The sequence below is a fragment of the Roseimicrobium gellanilyticum genome (assembly GCF_003315205.1).
Lineage (GTDB): Bacteria > Verrucomicrobiota > Verrucomicrobiia > Verrucomicrobiales > Verrucomicrobiaceae > Roseimicrobium > Roseimicrobium gellanilyticum.
Genome location: NZ_QNRR01000004.1, coordinates 386,191 through 409,448, shown reverse-complemented (window position 1 = coordinate 409,448; position 23,258 = coordinate 386,191). Strand labels below are relative to the sequence as shown.

Annotated in this window: 17 protein-coding genes; 12 read left to right on the top strand and 5 right to left on the bottom strand. The window is 61.4% G+C overall.

Annotation, left to right across the window (positions count from 1 at the left end; translation table 11 throughout):
• Positions 1-258 precede the first annotated feature (258 nt).
• Complete coding sequence (locus DES53_RS14100; RefSeq protein WP_113958903.1) at positions 259-1,191, bottom strand: 1,4-dihydroxy-2-naphthoate polyprenyltransferase; 933 nt, start codon at positions 1,189-1,191, stop codon at positions 259-261.
• A gap of 454 nt (positions 1,192-1,645) precedes the next feature.
• Here DES53_RS14100 and DES53_RS14095 point away from each other — a divergent pair, with 454 nt between their 5' ends.
• The 7 genes from DES53_RS14095 to DES53_RS14065 all read left to right on the top strand — a co-directional run bounded on the left by DES53_RS14095 (position 1,646) and on the right by DES53_RS14065 (position 9,075).
• Positions 1,646-3,349, top strand: coding sequence for a 3-keto-disaccharide hydrolase (locus tag DES53_RS14095; protein WP_211325548.1), 1,704 nt, complete (start codon positions 1,646-1,648; stop codon positions 3,347-3,349).
• A 130-nt stretch (positions 3,350-3,479) separates the two neighbouring features.
• Positions 3,480-4,661, top strand: coding sequence for a Gfo/Idh/MocA family protein (locus tag DES53_RS14090; protein WP_113958902.1), 1,182 nt, complete (start codon positions 3,480-3,482; stop codon positions 4,659-4,661).
• Between the two features lie 348 nt (positions 4,662-5,009).
• Positions 5,010-5,498 carry a GNAT family N-acetyltransferase gene (locus tag DES53_RS14085; RefSeq protein ID WP_113958901.1) on the top strand — a complete coding sequence of 163 codons (489 nt, stop codon included), beginning with the start codon at positions 5,010-5,012 and terminating at the stop codon, positions 5,496-5,498.
• On the top strand, positions 5,495-5,929 hold the full coding sequence (locus DES53_RS14080) for a GNAT family acetyltransferase (RefSeq protein ID WP_113958900.1): 435 nt from the start codon (positions 5,495-5,497) through the stop codon (positions 5,927-5,929). The genes DES53_RS14085 and DES53_RS14080 overlap by 4 nt, the downstream gene beginning before the upstream one ends.
• A gap of 61 nt (positions 5,930-5,990) precedes the next feature.
• On the top strand, positions 5,991-7,466 hold the full coding sequence (locus tag DES53_RS14075; RefSeq protein WP_113959086.1) for a sulfatase: 1,476 nt from the start codon (positions 5,991-5,993) through the stop codon (positions 7,464-7,466).
• A 573-nt stretch (positions 7,467-8,039) separates the two neighbouring features.
• The gene (locus DES53_RS14070) at positions 8,040-8,558 is read left to right on the top strand and encodes a GNAT family N-acetyltransferase (RefSeq protein WP_113958899.1); all 519 of its coding nucleotides are present in this window, start codon (positions 8,040-8,042) and stop codon (positions 8,556-8,558) included.
• 13 nt (positions 8,559-8,571) lie between these two features.
• Positions 8,572-9,075 carry a GNAT family N-acetyltransferase gene (locus DES53_RS14065; RefSeq protein ID WP_113958898.1) on the top strand — a complete coding sequence of 168 codons (504 nt, stop codon included), beginning with the start codon at positions 8,572-8,574 and terminating at the stop codon, positions 9,073-9,075.
• 462 nt (positions 9,076-9,537) lie between these two features.
• Here DES53_RS14065 and DES53_RS14055 read toward each other — a convergent pair whose 3' ends face one another.
• From DES53_RS14055 to DES53_RS14040, 4 genes are read right to left on the bottom strand one after another with little or no spacing between them, the layout of a single operon-like run.
• On the bottom strand, positions 9,538-10,689 hold the full coding sequence (locus DES53_RS14055) for an ABC transporter permease (protein WP_113958896.1): 1,152 nt from the start codon (positions 10,687-10,689) through the stop codon (positions 9,538-9,540).
• Positions 10,690-10,729: 40 nt separating this feature from the next.
• Positions 10,730-11,665: an ABC transporter ATP-binding protein gene (locus DES53_RS14050; RefSeq protein ID WP_113958895.1), complete on the bottom strand. Its 936-nt coding sequence runs from the start codon at positions 11,663-11,665 to the stop codon at positions 10,730-10,732.
• Between the two features lie 19 nt (positions 11,666-11,684).
• Positions 11,685-12,656 carry an HlyD family secretion protein gene (locus tag DES53_RS14045; RefSeq protein ID WP_113959085.1) on the bottom strand — a complete coding sequence of 324 codons (972 nt, stop codon included), beginning with the start codon at positions 12,654-12,656 and terminating at the stop codon, positions 11,685-11,687.
• 38 nt (positions 12,657-12,694) lie between these two features.
• The gene (locus DES53_RS14040; protein ID WP_113958894.1) at positions 12,695-13,417 is read right to left on the bottom strand and encodes a TetR/AcrR family transcriptional regulator; all 723 of its coding nucleotides are present in this window, start codon (positions 13,415-13,417) and stop codon (positions 12,695-12,697) included.
• 526 nt (positions 13,418-13,943) lie between these two features.
• Here DES53_RS14040 and DES53_RS14035 point away from each other — a divergent pair.
• The 5 genes from DES53_RS14035 to DES53_RS14015 all read left to right on the top strand — a co-directional run bounded on the left by DES53_RS14035 (position 13,944) and on the right by DES53_RS14015 (position 23,175).
• Positions 13,944-15,623: a glycoside hydrolase family protein gene (locus DES53_RS14035; protein ID WP_113958893.1), complete on the top strand. Its 1,680-nt coding sequence runs from the start codon at positions 13,944-13,946 to the stop codon at positions 15,621-15,623.
• Between the two features lie 212 nt (positions 15,624-15,835).
• Positions 15,836-18,475 (top strand): FAD-dependent oxidoreductase, encoded by a 2,640-nt coding sequence (locus DES53_RS14030; protein WP_147263408.1) that lies wholly within the window; start codon positions 15,836-15,838, stop codon positions 18,473-18,475.
• A 25-nt stretch (positions 18,476-18,500) separates the two neighbouring features.
• Positions 18,501-18,815, top strand: coding sequence for a hypothetical protein (locus tag DES53_RS14025; protein WP_113958891.1), 315 nt, complete (start codon positions 18,501-18,503; stop codon positions 18,813-18,815).
• A gap of 118 nt (positions 18,816-18,933) precedes the next feature.
• A complete protein-coding gene (locus DES53_RS14020) occupies positions 18,934-20,172 on the top strand; it encodes a TolB family protein (RefSeq protein ID WP_113958890.1) in 1,239 nt (412 codons plus the stop codon).
• A 318-nt stretch (positions 20,173-20,490) separates the two neighbouring features.
• Complete coding sequence (locus DES53_RS14015; RefSeq protein WP_113958889.1) at positions 20,491-23,175, top strand: FAD-dependent oxidoreductase; 2,685 nt, start codon at positions 20,491-20,493, stop codon at positions 23,173-23,175.
• The last annotated feature ends 83 nt before the right edge of the window (positions 23,176-23,258 follow it).

Genomic DNA, 23,258 nt, shown 5'->3' with positions numbered 1-23,258 from the left:
TGCTTTCTTGCTCCGCATGAACGCACGATACGACAGGTAACTGCAAATCGCAGCGATGGCCGATAACACTGCCCCCACCAATCCAATTGGATCTCCATCCTTGAGGTACCCCAAAAACATAAGGCCACTCGCGATTGTGGACATGATGATTCCGAATGCGGTCGATGCTGCGGACATGATAGTGGAGAGAATGTGGCTTAAGATTGTGGCGCCGTACAATTCGATTCCCAACATCAAGCACCTTCGCCTCGAGAACATTCATGGAACGGCCAAGCGCAACGCTGAAACCGGACACCCAAATGAAAAGCCAATACTGAACAAGATGGAGAACAAAACCAACAAGGCTCCTGCTTTGGCAAGGGTGCGATTCAATGCTTCAGATGGCTCGGCCTTGATGTCCTTTCGAATGGCCTGCATCAGAAAGATGCAGAGCACTGGCAACGCACATGCGTGAGGGTAGCGCATCCCGCCGGGCCAGATGGCGAAGAGCCAGAGCATTCCCACAAGCAAAACACCCGTGATGAGTGCCACTATCTCCCACCGCGCAAACTTCTTCCCAAACCGCACCGCCAGCGTTCGCTTCCCCGTCTTCGTATCCTCATCCACATCGCGGAAGTTATTGATGGCAATCAGCACCGTGGAGAGCATGCCGACCTGCAACCCTGCCACGAGAGCTTCTACATGCCACTGACCACTCTGCACATACGCGGAACCCGTGACCGCCACGAGGCCGAAGAAGAGCACGACAAACAACTCTCCCAATCCCCGATACGCCAGCGGCAGTGGACCACCGGTATAGCCATAGCAGAACCACAGCGACGGAATGCCAATCGCAATGATGGGCCATCCACGATAGATGATGAGCGGCACTGCCAGCAGTGTAGCCACCACCAGCACACCTGCCGCGACCAAGAGCACCGTGCGCGGGGCCATCATCCCAGAGGCCGTGATGCGCGTGGGACCGAGACGCTCCTTCGTATCACTGCCCTTCATACCATCCACAGCGTCATTGAAGAGATTCGTCGCAATCTGCAGGCAGATGCACGAGCCCAGCGTGGCCAGCATGAGCCACACACAAAACTCGCCACCCAGCTTCGCCCCCAGCGCACTCCCCACCAGCACCGGCGCAATGGCTGCTCCGAGCGTCTTTGGTCGGGCAGCGAGTATCCAGGGAGTGATCTTTGAGGGCATGTGCGAGTGGGGAGGAAGGGAGGCGGCAGACCATGCGCTGGGGAGGCGGAGGGAGCAAGGACGGAGAGGAGGTTAGACCTTCCGGGATGACAGCGAGTGCCACTCACGCCGAAAGCAGGCCCACGGCACACCTCTGATCTTTTGCTTTGCGCGCCTGATACACCGGTGGGGAGCCGCTGCGCCGGCTTCCTAATCAAATGGGCGGAGGCGGGGCGGAGCGTCTGGATGCCGGCAGCTTGCCGCACGCTGGTTCCACGCCACCTCCGCCCCCCAGTTAGGAAGCCGGCGCAGCGGCTCCCCACCGGATTTTTTCGAAGCAAAGCCCTCAGCGAGGTGTGCCTATCACCGGCTGACTTGGTAAGTGGCGGGCTTTTCCTGCGCTGTGTGTTCTCTCAAAACGTCCCCATCCCTCCGCAAAGATCCCACTACTCCCTTCGTTCCCTGCACTCTCCTCATGCTCCCGCGCCTCCGCATTCCCTCTCCCCTCTCCTGCGTGCTCGCTGCATGGCTCACCACAGGGTCCCTCGTACCCCACACTTTTGCTGCCGAGGTTGAAGCAAATCCCAAACCCAAGCCCGAGCAAAAGACCAAAGGCCCCGAAGACCCGCCCAATCCCCCTGCCGTGCCACACAGCACTACGTGGCAGCATGAGGAGCTCCGCCGCTTCCCCGCCAAAGAGGCCAACCAAGGCGTGGCCGTGGATGACGCGCACATTTATGTCATCTCAAACTCGGCCATCGGAAAGTATCGCAAGGACACGTTTGAGAAAGTCACCGAGTGGAAGCAGCCCAAGAGCGGCCCGCTCATTCACATGAATGCCGGCATCACCCACGAGGGGAAACTCTACTGCGCGCATTCGAATTTCCCCGGCATCCCCATGACCAGTTCCATCGAAGTGTGGGACGCCTCCACCATGCAGCATGTGGACTCGCACAGTCTCGGCATTGACATGGGATCGCTCACGTGGATTGAGCCGCAGAAGGACGGCACATGGCTCGCCTGCTTCGCGCACTATTCCAAGGACAAGCCGCGCACCGGTCGCGACCCCTCATGGACGGAGCTCGTGAAGTTCGACTCCGAGTGGCGCCGCACGGGTGGCTGGGTCTTCCCTGCCACACTCACTTCACACTTCGGTGGCAGCAGTTGCTCCGGTGGCGCGCATGGTCCGGAGGGCCAGCTCTATGTCACCGGTCACACCTGGCGCGAACTGTACGTGCTGAAGTTCCCCACCGCAGGCTCCGTGCTCGAGTGGATCGACACAATCCCCATCACCGCCGAGGGACAAGCCTTCGACTGGGACCCGAAGGAGCCCGGCATCTTCTACGGCATCATCAAGCGCACGCAGGAAGTCGTGATCTCACGCATTTCCAAGCGCACTGACACCGCAAAAGAAGGCACCACCCAAACCAAAGCCACCGATCAAGTCAACGAAGTCAAAGAAGAGAAGGTCGATGCCAAGCCTGCCAACACGCTCAGCGAGGAAGAGCAACGCCTCGGCTTCGTCTCCATCTTCAACGGCACCTCCACCGAAGGCTGGGAGCAGAAGGGCAACTGGGTCATCGATGCGGATGGCGCCTTCTACCGCAAGGAGAAGGGCGGCGACCTCACGTACAAGGCCGCGTTCGTTCCCGATGACTTTGAACTGCGCTTCGAGTGGAAGGTCTCCAAAGGCTGCAACAGCGGCGTCTACTACCGCCCCGCGCAATACGAGTACCAGGTGCTCGATAATGTAAACAGCCCCTACGGCGAGAACCCACGCCAAGCCGCCGCATCCCTCTTCTTCTGCATGGCCCCGAGCAAGGATGCCACGAAGCCCCTCGGCGAGTGGAACACGGCCCGCATCGTGGGCAAGGGTACCGTCATCCAGCACTGGCTGAATGAAGAGAAGGTGCTCGACTTCGACTACACCGACCCGAAGTGGGCCAAGGAAATCGAACTCCTCCGCATCCGCGGCGCCGACCTCAGCAAGCGCGGTGCGAACATCAAGCTCCAGGACCACGGCCAGGACGTGTGGTTCCGCAATCTCCGCTGGCGCACCATTCCTGCGGACGAAAAACTCACCGCCTCTCCCGACTTCACCCCCATGCCCATCCCACCTGCCGCATTGGAAAAAGAAAATGCGCGCGTGCAGCAGATGCTGAACTCAAAAAGGAAGTGAGCAGTTTTCAGCATGCACCATTGCTGATCCTGCGTTCACTAAGGCAACTGCACTTTCAGTCTCCGAAGTTTCCTCTGCGTCTCTGTGTCTCTGCGTTGAACTCCCTGCACCCACCACTTCCCTCCGCCCCATGAACCGCCGTCGCTTCCTCTCCACCACTGCCGCAAGCCTTGCTGCCACCTCCGCCTTCTCTGCTACTGCTGATAAGAAAGCACGTATCGCCGTCATCGGCCACACCGGACGTGGCAACTACGGCCACGGACTCGACACCATGTGGCTGAAGATTCCCGAGTCTGAAATCGTTGCCGTGGCGGACGCCGACGCCAAGGGACTCGAAGGCGCCCAGGCCAAGCTCAAGCTCAGCAAGGGCTACGCCGACTACCGCAAGATGCTGGAGGAAGTGAAGCCCGACATCGTCTCCATCGGCCCGCGTCACATCGACCAGCATCACGAGATGATCATGGCTTCCATCGCTGCTGGCGCGAAGGGCATCTACCTGGAGAAGCCCTTCGTCCGCAATCTCGTCGAAGCCGATGAAGTGGTGGACGCCTGCACGAAGTCGAAGTGCAAGCTCGCCCTCGCGCATCGCAATCGCTATCACCCCGCGCTTCCGCGCATCGTGCAACTCATCAAGGACGGCGCGATTGGCAAGCCGCTCGAGTACCGCACCCGCGGCAAGGAAGACCCTCGCGGAGGCAGTCTCGATCTCTGGGTGCTCGGCTCACACCTCTTGAACCTCACGAACTTCTTCGCAGGCGACTACCTCGCCTGCACCGCCACCGTGCTGCAGAACGGCAAGCCCGTGACCAAGGCGGATGTGGTGGACGGCGCCGAGGGCATCGGACCTCTCGCAGGGAATGAAGTGCACGCGCGTTTCGAGATGCAAAGCAGCCTGCCCGTCTTCTTTGACTCTGTGCAGAACGCGGGCGCCAAGACCGCCGGATTCGGCGTGCAGATCATCGGCAATGGCGGCATCATCGATCTGCGTATCGATGAAGAGCCCATCGCTCATTATTTGGAAGGCAGCCCCTTCCGCCCTGTGACGAAGCCGCGTGCGTGGGTTCCCATCTCCTCTGCTGGCATCGGCCAGCCAGAGCCGATTGTGAACCTGAAGGAACTCTGCGGCGGTCACCTGCTCGCCGGACAGGACCTCATCGCCGCCATCAAGGAGGACCGTGATCCTCTGTGCAGTGCTCAAGAAGGCCGCACCACCATCGAAGCCATCTCCGCTGTCTTCGAGTCTCACCGCCTCGGTGGCCAGCGCGTGACGCTGCCGCTGAAGACACGGCAGAATCCGCTGACGTTGTTGTAGGGGATACTCTTCATATCAAGCGACTCGCGACAGCACTCACTCGTGGGGTTCGAAAACGCCTATCGACGAACTCCCACGCGCGAAGCGCCTTGGACTGCGTGCAGCCCTGCTGCCGCTTTTCTGAAGTGCAGCCTGCTGCACGTCGTGCCGCGACGAAGTCGCCTATTATTCACCGGTGACAACAAGCTTACCAGACGACGCCACCATCGCTACAGCAGGCTGTAGACTCTAGAAAGCGGCAGCAGGGCTGCACGCAGTCCAAGGACGCTTCGCGTCGCGGTTCAGGGTCTTCCATGTCCATCACCACTTGCCTGAGGTCTCTCGAACTCCTATCACTTCCATTCCCCGATGCCTCCCTCCCCCTCCCCCTGGCACATCACCCCCGCCGCGAATGACGATGCACCCGAGTGCGAGCCCATTCGCGAGTGGCTGCGCCAGCACAACTGGAGCGCCAACGCCGAGTTCATGCGGAAATGGACCTCACCGGAGCATGAGTCAAAACCCCTCGTACTCATCACGAAATCCTCTCACGGCGAAGTCATCGGCGGCCTCCTCGCCCACACCCAGTTCTCCTGGTTGCGCATCTCCATCATGGCCGTGCATCCCAATTTCCGCGGCATCGGCATCGGCGCAGGCTTGCTGGCGGATGCCGAAAGCATGGCCATCGGACGCGGCTGCCTTCACGCCCATGTAGACACCATGTCCTACCAGGCCCCGGAATTCTATCTAAAGCACGGCTACCGCCTCGCCGGTGAATTCCCCAATTGGGACTCGCACGGGCATGCAAAAATGCATTTCCTGAAATCGATCTCTCCGGCATCATTATCGCCGTCATGACCATCCGTCCTTTCCGCATCGAAGATGAAGCCGCCGTCATCGAGCTGTGGACGAAGTGCGAGCTCACGCGTCCGTGGAACGACCCGAGCAAAGACATCCAGAGGAAGCTCCAAGTGCAGCCGGAGCTCTTCCTCGTGGGTGAGGATGAGCACGGCATTATCATCGCCTCCGTCATGGCCGGGTATGAAGGGCATCGCGGCTGGCTGAACTACCTCGCCGTACATCCCGCGCATCAGCGTCGTGGTCACGCCCGCACGCTGCTTGCAGAGGCAGAGCGTCTGCTGCTAGAACGCGGTTGCCCAAAAATCAATCTCCAGGTACGCAGCACCAACGCCGCCGCAGCCGCCTTCTACCACGCCCTCGGCTACGACTTGGATGAAGTCCTCTCCATGGGCAAGCGTCTCGTGCAGGATGCGCCTCCTGTATCCTGAAGGAAGCGCGACACAACTTCCCCGCAACAACCCGCGGGTGCGTTCGTTCTACACGCGCGTCATGACTGTCCGGCCCTTTTTCCTGCTTCTCGCCGCTCTCTTCACCTGTGCGCCCTTCGTGTTGCACGCTGCTGAAACGCGCCCGATGAACGTGCTCTTCATCGCGGTCGATGACCTCCGCCCCGAACTCGGCTGCTACGACGCGGCGCACATGAAGACGCCGCACATCGACAAGCTCGCGCAGGAGGGCACGCTGTTTGAGAAGGCGTACTGCCAGTTCGCCGTGTGCAATCCCTCCCGCGCCAGCGTGCTTGGTGGTGTGCGGCCCGACACCACACAGGTGATGGCGAACAACAAGTTCCTCCGGCCCATGATGCCGGATGTGGTCACACTCCCGCAGCACTTCAAGAACCACGGCTACACCGCCCTCTCCCTGGGAAAAATCTTCCACCACAGCGAGCGTGAGCCCGGCGATGACCCGCAGTCCTGGAGCGAGCCCGCATGGTACCACGGCGAGCCGTACCGCCAATGGTTCACGAAGGAGTCGAATGACTTCATTGCCAATCTCAAGAAACTCCCGCCCGACAAACGCCCCAAGCTCCTGCGCGCTCCACCTTTCGAAGCCTCGCCCGAGTCGGATGATGTCTATCCGGATGGCATGACCGCGCTCAAGGCCATCGAGACGCTCAATCGCGTGAAAGACCAGCCCTTCTTCCTCGGCGTGGGTTTCGTGAAGCCGCATCTTCCCTTCACCTGCCCGCAGAAGTATTGGGACCTCTATCCGGAAGAGAGCATCAAGCTTCCTCCGAACTACTACCGTACGAAGGATGCGCCTGAGCCCGCGTTTCACAACCTTTACGAACTGCGCTCCTACGGCGGCATCCCACCCAAAGGAGATATCGATGACGCCACCGCGCTGAAGCTCATCCGCGGCTATCGCGCCTGCGTGAGCTTCATGGATGCCCAGGTGGGTCGCGTGCTTGCCGAGCTGGATCGCCAGGGCCTGCGTGAGAACACCCTCGTCGTCTTCTGGGGCGACCACGGCTATCACCTCGGTGAGAATGGTCTCTTCACGAAGATGACCAACTTCGAACTCGGCACGCACGTCCCGCTCATCGTGCGCGCTCCTGCTTCGGCGCAGAAGGCCGCGGGCCAGCGCAGCAGTGCCCTGGTGGAGCTCGTGGACCTCTACCCCACCCTCGCCGAACTCGCAGGTCTCAAGCTCCCATCCCATCTTGAAGGCACCAGCTTCGCCCCTCTTCTCAAAGACCCTGCAAAGCCCTGGAAGAAGGCCGCCTTCAGCCAGTACCTGCGCCCTGGTAAGGAAGGCATCATGGGTCGCAGCGTTCGCACCCGCGACTGGCGCTACACCGAGTGGAAGGACCGTGAAGGCAACAACATGGGTGTGGAACTCTACGATGAGAACAAGGACCCGCAGGAGAATACCAACATCGCCACGGATGCCGCGAACGCAGAGAAGGTGAAGGAGATGGCAGCCATCCTGAACGCGGGATGGAAGGCGGCGACGCCGAATTGATTCCAGTCAAAGTAGCTTCGACCTCAGTCGAATCAGTAACGTGCCATGAAAGAGGTGCGTGGGTTGGCTCAAGGGTGCTGGGTGTGATGAAGTGCAGTGGCGTCAACACAGCGCCGATCGGAGCGAGACGACTGCGAAGCAGACCGAAGGGTGAGGACGGCAGGACGAATCAAACACAGAGACGCAGAGGAACTTCGGAGACTGAGAAACACGTATGCATAGCCGAAAGGCCACACTCATTTCAAAACATGTTGCTGGCAGCCACACAGTCGCAGCGGAACTCACTGCTTCTTGGCACACGCCACGCCGTTCCTCCCAGCACAGTCATCTTCTCCCACCGCCTACCGTCGCACTGATACCCTCAGTCTCCGAAGTTCCTCTGTGTCTCTGTGTCTCTGCGTTGAATCCAATGCACACGAACACACCCACACGCCTCCTTCTCAACCCCGCCACTCCGCTCCTTCGCCGCCTCACTGCCCTCCCTCTCAACCAACTGCTCAACCACTGCAAACCATCACTCCACCACCGCAAACTCCTCTTGTCTCCCACGCTCCTGTCATCCATTTTCCCCACATGAGCACCGCTTCACAGGCCTCTTTCCTCGTCCGCCCTATTCAGGTGGCTGACATTCCCGACTTCCATCGCGTGCTGGATGGCGTGTGCCGTGAGCGCAAATACCTCGCCATGCTGGAAGCGCCGCCTCTGGAAGGCACGGAAAGTTTTGTGAGGAACAATGTGCAGATGGACCATCCGCAATTCATCGCCCTCGTGAATGGCCAACTGGCAGGCTGGTGTGATGCCCTTCCGGGAGAGTCCACTCATGGTACCGCGCACATCGGCCATTTGGGCATGGGTGTGGCAAAGCCATTTCGCCGACAGGGCCTCGGGGCAAAACTCATGCATGCGGTGCTCGACAAGGCGCGCGACAAAGGCATGGTGAAAATCGAGCTTGAGGTCTATGCCTCGAACACGGGCGCCGTCACCCTGTACCAGCGCTTTGGCTTCGAAGAAGAAGGGCGCAAAAGACGCGGACGTTTCCTGGATGACCACTATGACGATGTGGTGGTGATGAGCCTGTTCCTAGACACCTGAGCCAGCGGCCAGCATGCACATAACGGACGACGACGACATCACACGGGACGGCATCCACTTCCGTCGCGCGGGAAAGGAGGACGCCAGCGACCTTGCCACCATGCATCGTGCTGCCTTCCGCACGGCCCTGCCCCACATTCCCGCACTGCACACACCCGCGGAGGACCTCGATTTCTTCACCCGCATGCTCGCCCGTGAAGCGGTCGCCACGTGGCTGGCCGTCTCCAGCATCGCGGGCGAGCCCATGGGTTTCATCACCTTCTGCCCCGGCGCAGTCGAGCATCTCTATGTGCATCCCGCCCATCAAGGCGAAGGCCTCGGCACCGCCCTGCTACGCCTCGCCATGCGCGAGAACATCGAGCTAAAACTCTGGACCTTCCAGCGCAACACCAACGCCCGCCGCTTCTATGAGAAGCACGGCTTCATCGCCGACCGCATGACGGATGGCATGGGCAATGAAGAGCGCGAGCCGGATATGCGGTATGTGTGGAAGCAGAAGAGCGATGCCAGGGCGTGAGGGTGATCACGGATGCACTCTCATGCCTGCATCTCCACATTCATGCGCCTATGCGTCAGGTTGAGAAAAACGTGTGATGCCATGGAGAAGGGTGATAGACGCGAATGACCCAGAGTCAGTGACGCGCAGCGTCCTTGGACTGCGTACAGCCCTGCTGCCGCTTTGAAGAGTCTGCAGCCTGCTGCAGCGATGGTGACACCCACTTTTAAGGTGACGCGTTCAGAAGAGCTTGGCGACTTCGTCGCGATGCAGCGTGCAGCAGGCTGCACTTGAGGAAAGCGGCAGCAGGGCTGCACGCAGTCCAAGGCCTTCGGCACCGATTCCCTATCCTTACCCTGACGTTCACCTGCTTCGCGGAGTCAGCCCTCGACGTGCGCCTCCCTGACCAATGACCAATGACCAATGACCAATGACCAATGACCAATGACCAATGACTACTGACTACTGACTACTGACTACTGACTAATCCAGCGTCTGCTTGTACCGCTTCACCCCGATGAACATCACCACCGTGGCGAAGAGCGCAATCTGCCAGAGCTGCAACCCCATCTCGATCGCGCCATTCCCCTTCAAAAGAATGCCGCGGATGATGCGCAGGAAGTGCGTCAGCGGAAAGACTTCACCCAGCATCTGCGCCCACACCGGCATGCCACGGAAGGGAAACATGAACCCTGACAACAGCAGCGACGGCAGGAAGAAGAAGAAGGACATCTGCATGGCCTGAAGCTGGTTCTTCGCCAGCGTGGAGAACATGATGCCCACGGCCAGGTTCGCCACGATGAAGACAAAGGCGGCGAGCAGCAGCAGCGCAAGACTGCCGGACATGGGCACCCGGAAGAGGTAATGCGCCGCGATCAAGATGACCGTGACCTGCACATAGCCCATGAAGATGTACGGGATGATCTTCCCCGTCATCACCTCCAGCGGACGCGTGGGCATGGCGAGCAAGTTTTCCATGGTGCCGCGCTCGCGCTCGCGCGTGATGGCCAGCGAGGTGATCATGACCATGGTCATGGTGAGCACCACGCCCATGAGACCGGGGACAATGTTGTACTGCGTGATGGCCTCCGGATTGTACTTCGCATGGATGCGCAGGTCCACCGGCCCCTCCGTGCCCGCGAGGAAACTCAGCGACCCCTTGAGGTCATTCTTCAGGGAGCTGTTCACCAGCGTGCGCAGGGAGCTGATGGCATTGCTGGTGGCGCCCGGGTCAGTCGCATCCGCCTCGACCAGCAGGGTGGGCCGGTCGCCGCGCAGGAAGTCGCGTGTGAAGTTCTGCGGAATCTGAATCACGAACTGCACCTCCCCCCGTGCCAGCAGGTCAAACGCCTCCTGCTCGGTCGCACTCTCCCTCACAAACTGGTAGTAGCCGCTGTTCTTGATGGCCTGCAGCAGGGTGCGCGCCTGCGGACCATGGTCAGCCAGATGCACGGCGGCAGGGAGGTTCTTGGGGTCCGAATTGATGGCGAAGCCAAAGAGCACCAATTGCAGGATGGGAATGCCCACCATCATGCCAAACGTGAGCCGGTCCCTCCGCATCTGCACGAACTCCTTGATCACAATCGCCGCGAAGCGTGTGAGGGAGAATCGGGAGTTCGTGTGTCCAGTGCTCATGGTTTACATCATTTCATAGGATGACTCATCATACGGCGCATCACTGCTTCGCGAAGTTGTCCTTCGAGTGCTCCATGAGGTGGATGAATACATCCTCCAACCCCGGGCGAATCTTCTCCCACTGCAATCCATCCTTCCGGTAGGGCGCGATGGCCTTCTCCAGCGCAGCCGCATCCGTGCCGCTCACATGTAGGGAGGTGCCAAACGCAACCGCCTGGCCGATGCCATCCTTCCCGCGAATGTCTTCCGCGAGGGCAATGAGTCCCTTTCCGCGCACCGACCACGTGGTGATGCCTGCCTGATCAATCACCTCCGGCACGGTGCCATTCGTGAGCAGGTTCCCATAGGCGATGTACGCCAGACGGTCGCACTGCTCCGCTTCATCCATGTAGTGCGTGGTGATGAGAAAGGTGAGCCCCTTGTGCGAGAGCTGGTGGATGCGCTCCCAGAAATCGCGACGTGCCTTCGGGTCCACCCCGGCGGTGGGTTCATCCAGCAGCAAAAGATTGGGATTGTGAATGAGGCAAGCAGCCAGCGCGAGGCGCTGCTTCCATCCGCCGGAGAGCTGCCCGGCGAGTTGTTTCTCACGACCCGCGAGACCGAGCTCCTCGATGCTCTGCCGCACAGCATCCTTCCGATTCGGCACCGCATACATGCGCGCCACGAAGTCCAGATTCTCCGCGATGCTCAGGTCCTCGTAAAAACTGAAGCGCTGCGTCATGTAGCCCACGTGCTTCTTGATCTCCGCGCTCTGGGTGATTATGTCATACCCCAGGCACGTGCCGCTGCCGCCATCCGCCTTCAGCAGGCCGCACAGCATGCGGATGAAGGTGGTCTTGCCACTGCCGTTCGGGCCGAGGAATCCGTAGATCTCACCACGCTTCACCTGCAGGCCGATGTCATTCACCACGGTGCGCTCGCCGAAGCGCTTCGTGACGCCTTCCACATCGATGATGAGTTCTTCCTTCTCCGGCATGGCGCGGGTCTCGAGGGTTTTACTTGCGACGCACATCCACCGGCTGGCCCGGGTGCAGCTTCGCCGCCACCTCCGGGTCGAAAGTCAGCTCGATCATGAAGACCAGCTTGCTGCGACTCTCGCGACTGTAGATCACCGGCGGCGTGTACTCTGCCTCCGGCGAGACGAAGCTCACCGTGCCCACCACGGGAGCGCTCGCTCCATCGAGCGTGACCTCCATCTTGTCCCCCTGATGTACGCTGCCAATCTCCGGCTCCGGCACGAAGGCGCGCACCTTCACATTCGGCGGTGGCAGCAGCGCCACCACCGGCCTGCCCGCCGCGACCCATTCGCCTTCGCGATACAGCGTATCAAAGACCACACCACTCTTCGCGGCGGTCTGCTGTTTCTGCGCGAGGTCCCACTTCGCCTTTTCCAGCGTCGCGGCGCGGGCCTTCATGTCTGCCTCCGCAGCCATGATTTGGTCCTCTCGCTGGCCGAGCTTTGCCGTTTGCAGTTCCGCATCCAGTTCCGCCACGCGGTGCCTGTTCTGGTCATACAGGTTCACCGCACGGTCCAGGTCCTCCTTGGAGGTGGCCCCGGTGCCAGCGAGTTGCCTTTGCCGCTTCATCTCGGTCTCGGAATAGGTCAGCGCGGCCTTCATCTGCCCGAGCTGCGCTTCGATGGCCGCCATCTCCGTGGGGCGGCGTCCCTTCTTCATGTCTTCCACCGTGGCCTTGGACTGGTTCAGCCGGCGCTCCGCTTCTTCCACCGCGGCCTTCTCGGGAATGTTGTCCAGTTCGAAGAGCATCGCGCCCTCCTTCACCTGATCGCCGCGCTTCACGTGCAGCTTCTGCAGTTGGCCCGCGAGCGGCGAGGCCACATACACGTACTCACCCTCCACGTACCCCTGGATGATGCCGGAGTTGCTGCGCTCACAACCTGTCAGGCCGGCGAGAAACGTGGCCACAAGCATCAGCCGCAAGCCACCTGATAGAGTGTGATGGTTCATGATGGTCATCTTCATCGCATGCATCATCGTGATCATGTTCAGCTCCCCCTCCCTTCCGGCATCAGTGCGCCCTCCAGCACCACGGTCACGATGCCCAGGTAGCCCTCACGCGGCGTGAGGCCCAGCTCCGTGATCTTCGTGGGGTTCACAATCGCCGTGGTAGCCGCGAGCAGGATTTCCACGATGAGTTCCAGCGGCACATCCTTGCGCACGCGGCCCTCCTTCTTCCCCTGGGCGAACAGCCTGCCGAAGTGGCGGGCAATCATCTCCCGCCTCCCCTGCTCCACGATGGCGAAGAGCTGCGGCGCCTCACGTTTCACATCCCGCACGAAGGGCGGCGTGATCTCCCGCGTGTGCTCCTGCATGCAAGCCAGAAGGTCGTGCAGCGCCGATGGAAAATCTCGCGATACATCTCCTGTGATCCGCTCCAGATCGGTCATCACCCGCTTCAGCTTGTCCCGCATCACGGCCTCCACGAGTTCCAGCTTGCTGCTGAAGTGGGCGTAGAGCGTCTTCTTGCTCATGGCGAGTTCCTGCGCGAGGTCGTCCATCGTCACGCCCCGGAATCCGTGGGCAAAGAAATGCTGCCGTGCACCTTCGATGATGCGCTGGCGTGCGGGATGTGAGTCAGAATTGTCGGGTGGGGCAGCCTCCGCAGGACGAGCGCTCGCTCTCGCAGCAACACCTGCGCCGCCTTTCCTGGCTACCGCCTTGGCCACGCTCTTGCGAGCGGTGGGGCTGGTCTTTCGCTTCGCATTCATAGCACCTTGGAAACTAGAATAGTATCTTCAGTTTCCTGAAATGCGCAAGCACATTTTCTCCACATGGGGCACAGGGCTCATCCAGAACGTCTCATGAACCTCCTTCAGCATCCCCGGCGACCCTTTTCACCAAACAGCGTGCCACCTTGCGCGCAGCGCTTTGGAGTGCGTGTGCGAAGCACCGCTTTGGAGATGCACGTCGTCAGCCAGTGGAGTTTTCGAACCACCCCTCGCTCCCCTACTCACGGCGTCGAACAAACCGCCCTGCTCCGCGCATTGGCTCCCAACCAAAGCGGTGCTTCGCACACGCACTCCAAAGCGCTGCGCGCAAGGAATCACCTCACATCTCTCGCACCCCTCCCGCGTGTCTTTCATGTCACGAGACGTTCCCGGGAGTGTGCTCTCCTTCTCTCTGAACGCTCGACCGCACACAAATTCTTCTTTAACCGAAAGCTCCCCAACCACCCCCGACGTTTCTCTCCACGATATACCACTAGGCTTCGCAGACTCTTCTGCCCACTCCCCCATGCCCCCTCTCTCCCGCCGGCACTTCCTCACCCGCACCGCGTCTGCCACCACGGCAGCAGCGCTGGCAGGTCATCACGCCTTTTCGCTCACTCCCGCCACCGCAGCCAATGTCGCCAGTGGCCCTGGTCGCAAGGCACCGTTCAAGGTGCTCTACAGCAATGATGCCACGAACATCACGAGCTGCATCGCTCCCTGGCGCACCAAGGGAGCGCCGCTGCGCAAGGAAATGATCGAGGCCACCGTGGATGAAGTCGCGGGCACCGGGGTGGACGCGCACTTCCTGCAGCCTGGCCTCGGCATGGTGCCCATGTGGCCCAGCAAGGTCATTCCGCTCAAGGAGCACTACGAGTGGATCCAGCAGCGCTACGGCACCGGCCCCGATTCCTTCGGAAACTTCGTGCTCCGTGGCGGGGATGTGGTGCAGGTCTTCCTGGACCGTTGCAAGGCTCGTGGTCAGGCGGGCTTCATTTCCGTGCGGCTCAATGATGCGCACCATAAGGAGCGCGCCGGCTTCGAGCCAAAGGACAAGCCCGGCGCCAGCATCGGCATGAGCGTCACGCGGCACTACGTGGCGCACCCCGAGTACTGGCTGCGTGAGAAGTCAGAGAAGGGTCGCGGCTACGACCTCGTGCAGAACTGGGCCGAGCGCGAAGTGCGCGTGCACAAGTTCAAGCTCATCGAGGAGCTCTGCGAGAACTACGACCTCGACGGCATCGAACTCGACTTCATGCGCTTCTACAATTTCTTCCGTCCGGAGGAAACGAAGCAGGCGCAGCGGCGTGACATCATGACCTCCTTTGTCAGTGATGTGCGTGCGCTGCTGGACCGCACCGAGCGCAATGGGAAGCGCCGCTGGCTCTGCGCGCGCGTGCCCGCCATCCTGAAGGCGCATGATCCGCTCGGCATCCACCTGCCCAGCATGGTCGCCGCCGGGCTGGACATGGTGAATCTCTCCGTGAGCTACTTCACCGTGCAGCAGACGGACCTCGCTGCCATCCGCGCCAGCATCCCGGATGCGTCGGTGTATCATGAGCTGTGTCATTCCATCTGGAACGGGACGAAGCTCACGCCGGGCTACGACACCTTCTCCTTCCGCCGCACCACGAAGGAACAGTACCACACCACCGCGCACCTCGCCTATGCCCGTGGTGCGGACGGCGTGAGTGCCTTCAACTTCGCCTACTACCGCGAGCACGGTGGCCCGGGTCGCGGCCCCTTCAGCGAGCCTCCATTTGAGGTGTTCAACAAGATTGCGGACAGGCAGTGGCTCGCCCAGCAGCCTCAGCACTGGTTCCTCGCGCCCGGCTGGAACAATCCCTTTGTGCGCCCGCCCATTCTCCCCCGCAAGGTGGAGACCGGCGAAACTGCCGTCTTCACCCTCGACCTCGCCCCGCCGAAGGACGGCTGGCAGCGCGATGGCCGCCTGCGCCTGCAACTCGCCCCCGAGTTCCCCACCTGCAAGTGGAAGGCCTTTATCAACGGCACCGAACTCGCCGCGAATGCTCTGGTCGCTGAGCCCTTCCCCAATCCCTACCCCTCCATGCTCGGCACCCCCGCACAAATGCGCGCCTGGACTGTACCGGCCGCGCTGCTCGTGGATGGGAAGAACAAGATCGAGTTCACGCTGGAATCCGGCGAGGCAATGGAGATGGATTACTTTGATCTGGCGATGGTGTGATGGTGGTCCGCATACTCCGTATGCGGTGGGTGCAAAGTTGCCGCGGCACCCCGCACACATCACCAACAACAAGCCACCTGACTCCTGACCGCACACGGAGTGTGCGGACCACCACGCCACACCGCTGGTCAATCCACTTGACCAGCTATTCTCCTTCCAGCATCGCGTTCACTGTGGCACGTACTCTCCATCAAAAAACGCACCTCCTCACGATGGCCCGATTTCCGTCTTCCCCCACTCCCTTTTTTCCACGCCTGAAGACCGCTGCACTCTCCCTGCTCGCGGCCTGCACCTTCACATCCTCCTCATACACCCGCGCTGCTGACGTCATCGCGGCAGATATCTGTGTCTATGGTGGCACCTCAGGTGGTGTCGCTGCCGCTGTGCAGGCTTCCCGCATGGGGAAGAAAGCCGTCATCATCGAGCCCGGGAAGCACCTCGGCGGCATGACCTCCGGCGGCCTCAGCGCGGTGGACATCGGTGACCCACGCACGGTGGGTGGCATTGCGCGGGAGTACTTCACGCGACTCGTCGCCAGTTATGGGAAAACACTCGCGTGGGACCAGCCCTTCGTGAGCAAGGGCGGCGGACCCGCCACCGGCGGCGCGTACTCCATCGAGCCGCACATCGCGGAGAAGGTCTTCACCGACATGGCGAAGGAGGCGAAGGTCCCCGTGCATTTCAATGCCCGCCTCGCCAGTGCCAAGAAAGACGGTGCACGCATCACCGAGCTCACCATGGAAGACGGCACCGTGGTGCGGGCAAAGATGTTCATCGATGCCACCTATGAGGGTGACCTCATGGCGCGCGCGAAGGTGTCCTACACCCTGATGCGCGAGGGCAATGCAAAGTACGGGGAGACCTACAACGGCATCCACTACACGGAGAAGTACCAGCCCCGCACCAACCACCTCAAGCCCGGCCCCAGTGGACGTGTACCCGGCGGCCAGGGCGTGTGGGACCGCGACCTGCCGCTCGACCCCTATGTATCACCCGGCGAACCGCGCAGTGGATTGCTCCCTCTCCTCAATCCCGGCACGCCCGGCACTCCGGGTGAGCCTGCTCCCGGCGTGCAGGCCTACTGCTTCCGCCTCTGCCTCACCACCGCCGCGGACCGCATCCCCATCATCGCTCCGGAGGGTTATGATGTGAAGCGCTACGAACTCGTGGCGCGCTTCATCGCAGGCTGCATCGCCATGGGAGATGACATGGACCTGCGCTGGTTCTCCAAGCATGATGCGCTGCCCAATGACAAGTGGGACTTCAATACCGCCACTTTCGGTGGGAACATGCCCGGCGCGAGCTGGGAGTGGCCCGAGGCCAGCTATGACCGCCGCGTGCAGATTGCGAAGGAGCATGAGCTCTACCATCGCGGCCTCCTCTACTTCCTCGCCACCGATCCGCGGGTGCCGGCGAAGGTGCGGGAGGACATGAAGCGCTTCGGCCTGCCGAAGGATGAATTCCAGGACAACGGCGGCTGGCCGCATCAGCTCTACATCCGCGAAGCACGCCGCATGGTCTCCGACCTCGTAATGACGGAGCACCACACATTTGGCCGCGAAGTCGCGCCGAACTCCGTGAGCCTCGGATCCTACGGCACGGACACGCATGAAATCCGTCGCATTGTGAAGGACGGCGTGGTCATCCGCGAAGGCAAGACCGCCCTCGGCCGCGATGGCGCCCCGCCCTACCCCATCGGCTACGGCGCCATCGTGCCGAAGCAGGCCGAGTGTGAGAATCTCTTCGTCACCTTCGCGCTCTCTGCGAGCCACACGGCCTTCAGCAGCATCCGCATGGAGCCCGTCTTCATGATCAGCAGCCAGAGCGCCGCCACCGCCGCGAGCTACGCCATCGATGACAACGTGCCCGTGCAGAAGGTGGACCAGGCCAAGCTGCGCACCCAACTGCTGAAGGACAAACAAATCCTCGAATGGAGAGAGAAGAAGGTGCAGGCGGATCTCGACACGCCGGGAGCACCCAAGAAAACAAACAAGGCGGAAACCAAGTCCACGTCCGCTCCAGCGCCCACAGCCGCACCCGCTGTCGAGCCCCAAGGCCCGGACTACGTCGACCAGCTCGCCATCCAACTGAAGCCCACGCGCAAGGTCGCGTACAAGAAGCTGGTGAGCCGCGACCTGATGCTGCACGTCTTCGAGCCGGAAGGCTTCAAGTCTGCGGACAAGCGTCCCTGCTACATCGTCATCCACGGAGGTGGGTGGCGCGGTGGCCAGGCCAGCCGGATGTATCCTTTCGCCGAGCATTTCGCAAAGCTTGGCATGGTGGGCATCAGCGTGGAGTACCGCCTGCTGGGCAAGGAACCTGCCAACACCGTGTTTGACTGTGTGAAGGACGGACGCTCCGCCGTGCGCTACGTGCGCGCTCATGCCAGTGAGTTCGGCATCGACCCGCAGAAGATTGTCGTGAGCGGCGGCTCCGCCGGCGGCCATGTCGCCGTGAGCACCGCGCTCTTCGATGATGTGAATGAAGAAGGCGAAGACACCAGTGTCTCCTCCACGCCGAATGCGCTCATCCTTCTCTTCCCCGTCATCGACACCTCAGCGCAAGGCTACGGCAATGCGAAAATCGGCGCGAGGTGGAAGGAACTCTCTCCTGCAGATCGCGTGAAGCCCGGTGGGCCGCCCACCATCACCTTCCACGGCACCGGTGACACCGTCACTCCCTTCGCCGGAGCGCAGCGTTTCCACGAGGAGATGCTCAAGGCCGGGAACCGCAGCGAACTGGTCATCCACGAGGGCGGCGCCCACGGATACCTCATGCGCACTGCCCCGCTGTATGATGAATGCATGGCCAAGTCTGAAGCGTTTCTGAGATCGCTCTCGTTCCTCAAGTAGTCGTCGTTGGTCCAGCTCTACTGCCATGGTCACGCCCGATCCCATCCTCCCGGCTCCCATTGTGCCGGATGCCATCACCCCCGATGTGATCGCACCAGCATCCATCACGCCGCAGGTGATCGCGCCGCAGCCGCTCACGGCAGACCTCATTGCGCCGGACCGAATTCTTCCGGAGACCATCGCGGTCGATGTAATCGCACCGCAGGTCATCGTGCCAGATGCCGTCACATCCGCGCCTCTGGTGCCGGACATCATCCCGGCCCAGCCCGTGATGCCGCAGCCAATTGCACCCGAACGCATCCTTCCTCAACCCATCGCGCCAGAGGCGCCAGCAAAGTAGTTTCGGCTTTAGCCGAACTCAGTCGGCTGCCATATCTCACCCACCCCGCTCCTGATTCGGCTAAAGCCGAAGTTACTTTGGAATACCGGTCTCCTTCAACTCGTGCCCTGTACTGACCATGAAACGCGCTTCTCACCACACCACCCTGCCCGCGCTTCTCACCTTCGCAGGACTCGCCCTCACGTGCTTCACGAGCACCACCACCACCGCTCACGCGGAAGAAGCGAAAGACGATCCCCTCGCCCCCTGGCGCAGTGGCGTGAAGATTCGCTCTGTCTTGCCAGAGACCGCCGAGCGGCACAGCATCCACTCGTACTTCAACACGTGTCCGGAGAGCCCGGATGGCACCCAAGTCCTGTTCTACTCCTCCACCGCGCTGAATGGCCACACCGGTGAGGTGCACATCGTCAACCGCGCCACGGGTGAAGAGAAGACGCTCGTCACGAATCTCGAAACCGAGGACGCGCATCGCGCCGCCTGCCAGCAGTGGCTGTCCAACGGCAAGCGCATCAGCTTTCACGGCCTGCGCGATGGCACGTGGTTCGTCGGTGCCGTGGATCTCGATACCGGCAAGGAGCGCGTCCTCGCCAAAAACCGTCTCTCCAGCTGGGGCCAGCCAAATGGTGACCTCGTTCCCATCTACGGCCAGCATTGGGACCCGGGTGAGCACACCAACCTGGAACTCTGCAACTCCGCCACCGGCGAAATCAAAACCGTACTCACCGCGCAGGCCGTGCGGGACAAGTACACGCCCTGGGTGGACAAGGCCTTCCAGGGAAAGCCCTTCATCATCTTCTTCCCCGTACTGAGTCCGAAGGCGGACCGTGTCTTCTTCAAGCTCGCCGCCCCCGGCATCACGCGTGACCCACGTGGCGGCGCCGCGAGCCAGCGCCTCGGCCTCGTGTGCTACAGCATTGCGGAGAATCGCTTCCTTTATCAAAGCGACCGCTGGGGCCACCCCTCGTGGCATCCGGATGGCAAGACCATTGTCGAGACTTCGTTCACCCTCTTTGATAGCGGTAACGGCAAAGGCACCCGCCTGCCCGAATTGCCCGCCGTGCGCGGTGACCATCCCTCTGCCAGTCCCGATGGGAAGCTCATCGTCACGGACTCCACCATGGACAAGTTCGGGGGCGACGCGAACAGCTGGGGCATCGTGCTCGCCGATGCGCGCGGCGGGAAGCACATCCTGCTGCATTCCTTCAAGAACGACGGCGGCGCCCGCTCCTGGCGGCGCTCCCATCCCCACCCCGTCTTCAGCGCGGATGGCAAGCGCATCTATTTCAATGTGAGCAACGGCACCTGGACTCGGCTGTATGTGGCGGAGGTGGGTGATGGTGCGGCAGCGGGGAAGTGAAAGTGGTCAAGCGCCATTGAATCAAATCACCATCCAGGGAGAACTGAAATGCACCCTCCTGATGAACCAGTGCGCTTTGCGTCTTGGAGTGCGGTGGCAAGTCCCCGCCCCTTGCGGGACGCGACACCGCTTTTGCCGGAGCGGACGGGGTACAATTCGCCAAAGCAAGCAAACCAACCGGGATGTCCCGATGTTGAAACCCGTTTTCCAGTCACCCCCTCCGGCGAAAGCGGTGTCGCGCTTTAGCGCTTGCCACCGCACTCCAAGACGCAAAGCGACGTTTCGAGCAGAGCACCTTTTTTCACACACCTTCGTACCATGATATACCATTCCATCCTTTGCGATGTGCGAACCTTGGCACTCGCTGGCGGGTTTTGCCTGCTGTCTTGCGCACCGTGCACAGCCGCCGCGCCCGCCGGTCTCGTGCAGGATGATGAATCCGCAGTGTACAAGGGCTCCTGGGTCACCAGCGAGAAACAATCGCCGCTGCTCGGGAAGAGCTACCGCCATGATGACAACAAGAACCAGGGCGAAGCCAGTGCGACCTTCACCCAGCAGATCACCGAGCCCGGAGACTACGAAGTGCGCCTCCTCTATGTGGCCACGAAGAACCGCGCCACGAATGTGCCCGTCACCATCCAGAGCGCAGACGGCGCGAAGACCGTGACTGTGAACCAGCGCGAAGAGGTCCTGCAAAACAACGTGCCCCGCGCCCTCGGTGTGTTCCGCTACGAAGCAGGCGGCAAGGCCTCGCTCGAAATCACCAACAAGGGCGCGGACGGTTATGTGGTGGTGGATGGCGTGCAGTTCGTGCCCATCGCCCTCGCGAAGTCGGAACGCGATGGCAAATTGCCCTCCGGCTTCACCGCGAGCACGCCCACAGGAAAGAAAGAACTCGTCCCCGCATCCACCCGCTCCAAGGAAGTGGAGTCTTCTCCCGAGCACACCGCAGCCCGCGCGCGTCTCGCAGCGGCAGCCGCCCTCTCGCCACTCGCGGAGAAGACAGCCGAACGAAAGACTGGCATCACGCCTGACAACGCCCCCATCGCCCTCGCGAAGAACGTGCCCGCAGCGCAAGTGAATGGGAAATCCTATAATCTCATCGTGGTCGGCGCGACCGCCGGTGGCACCGCCTGCGCCGTGCGTGCCGCGCGTGAAGGCCTCACCGTTCTGCTCGTGCAGCACAACCGCCACATCGGCGGCATGATGAGCAATGGTCTCATGCAGTGGGATGCGCTCTATGGCGGCCCACGTGCACCGCTCTTCACCGAGTTGCTGGGGAATATCGAGAAGTACTACATCGACCGCTTCGGCAAGGACTCGCCTGACCATCAAATCATCCGCTACTCCCACCAGAAGTATCCCATCGGCTGGGCGGAATCGAAGGTGAATGAGCGCGAATTCAACCGCCTCGTGGCTGGTGAGAAGAATCTCACGCTGCTGCTCTCGCACTATCCCGTGTCCCTCGATCGCGAAGGCGCCATCCTCAAGGGCGTGACCCTGCGCGAGTATGGCACGCAGAACGACATCACGGCAAAGGCCACCGTCTTCGCCGATAGCACGTATGAAGGCGATCTCTTCGCGCTGGCGAAGGTCCCCTTCCGCGTGGGCCGCGAAGCACGCGCCGAGTTCAACGAGCCACACGCGGGCAAGGCCTTTGTGAATATCGACAGCGACTCCGCTCCGGTCGACGCCATCGAGGGCAGGTTGAACATCCGCCCCTATGGTTCCCGCCAGGGCACCGTGGATCCCACCAGTCCCTTCACCGCGGATGGCGCCGTGCAGGCGTACAACTACCGCTTTTGCGTGACGAAGGACCCGGAGAACCGCCTCATGCTCACCGAACCGCCTCCCGGCTACAACCGCGAGGAGTATGTGAACTTCGGTCGCAAATCCATCTCCACGAATGCGGGCCCCAATCTGAAGTCCCACATGAACAGCCCGATTCTTCCCGGGGAAAACCACGAGTATCCCGAGGCGGACTGGCCGAAGCGCGAGAAGATCATCGAGCGGCACAAGAACTTCGCACTTGGTCTCATCTGGTTCCTTCAGAATGACGAGTCCGTTTCGGAAAAAGCGCGCGAAGGATTCCGCCAGTGGGGCCTGCCGAAGGATGAGTTCAAGGACAACGGGCACATCCCGTATGAAATGTATGTGCGTGAAGCCCGCCGCATCGTGGGCCGCCATGTGCTGACGGAGCTCGATGGCTTTGCCGCGAAAGGTTATGCGCGCACGCCGATTCAGCACGACAGCATCGGCACCACCGATTGGTACCAGGACTCGCACTCCTGCACCACGGACTCGCGTCCCGGCTTCAAGTATGACGGCAAGCTCATCCTCACCGAGGAGTCGCGCCCCGCACAGATTCCCTACCGCAGCCTGCTGCCCCAGGGCGTGGACAATCTGCTCGTGCCCATCTGCCTCTCCGCCACGCACGTCATGTGGGGCGCCATCCGCCTGGAGCCCGTGTGGATGCAGACCGGTGAGGCCGCTGGATTCGCCGCGGCACAAGCCATCAAGGACAAGACCACTCCCGCCGCGCTGGATAGCCGCAAGCTCGTGCGCACCCTCGCCGAACGCCAGTTCCTCGTGAGCTTCTTCAATGATGTGAAGGTCACGAATGAAGAAGCATGGATTCCCGCCGTGCAGTACCTCGCCACGCAGGGCTTCTTCGACGGCTACGACGCCCGCCCCACCGACCGCCTCGATGGCGTGACCGCGAAGCTGTGGGTGGAGACGTTTGCCAAACTCGCGAGCAGCGAGGGCGCAAACAACCCCAGCGTCACCCGCCACCTCGCTGAGTCCATCGCAAAGGCAGCCATCAGCAAGGACGCCGTGGCCATGAAGACACAGGACTTCCTGAAGCTCGTGCGCAGTGCGAAAGGCATGAACGAAGAAGCGGTGCACGGTGCGTCGAAGCGTATCGATGCCAAGTCAGACACCATCACCCGTGGTGATGCGGCCTTGGTGATCTACACGCTGCTGAAGTCTGGCGCTAAATAGACGGGAGTCTATGGAAAGGAACCCTGTCAGTCATGAGAGAAGATGCCCCATTCGCGACCACCGGTCGCAACCACAGTTCTGAA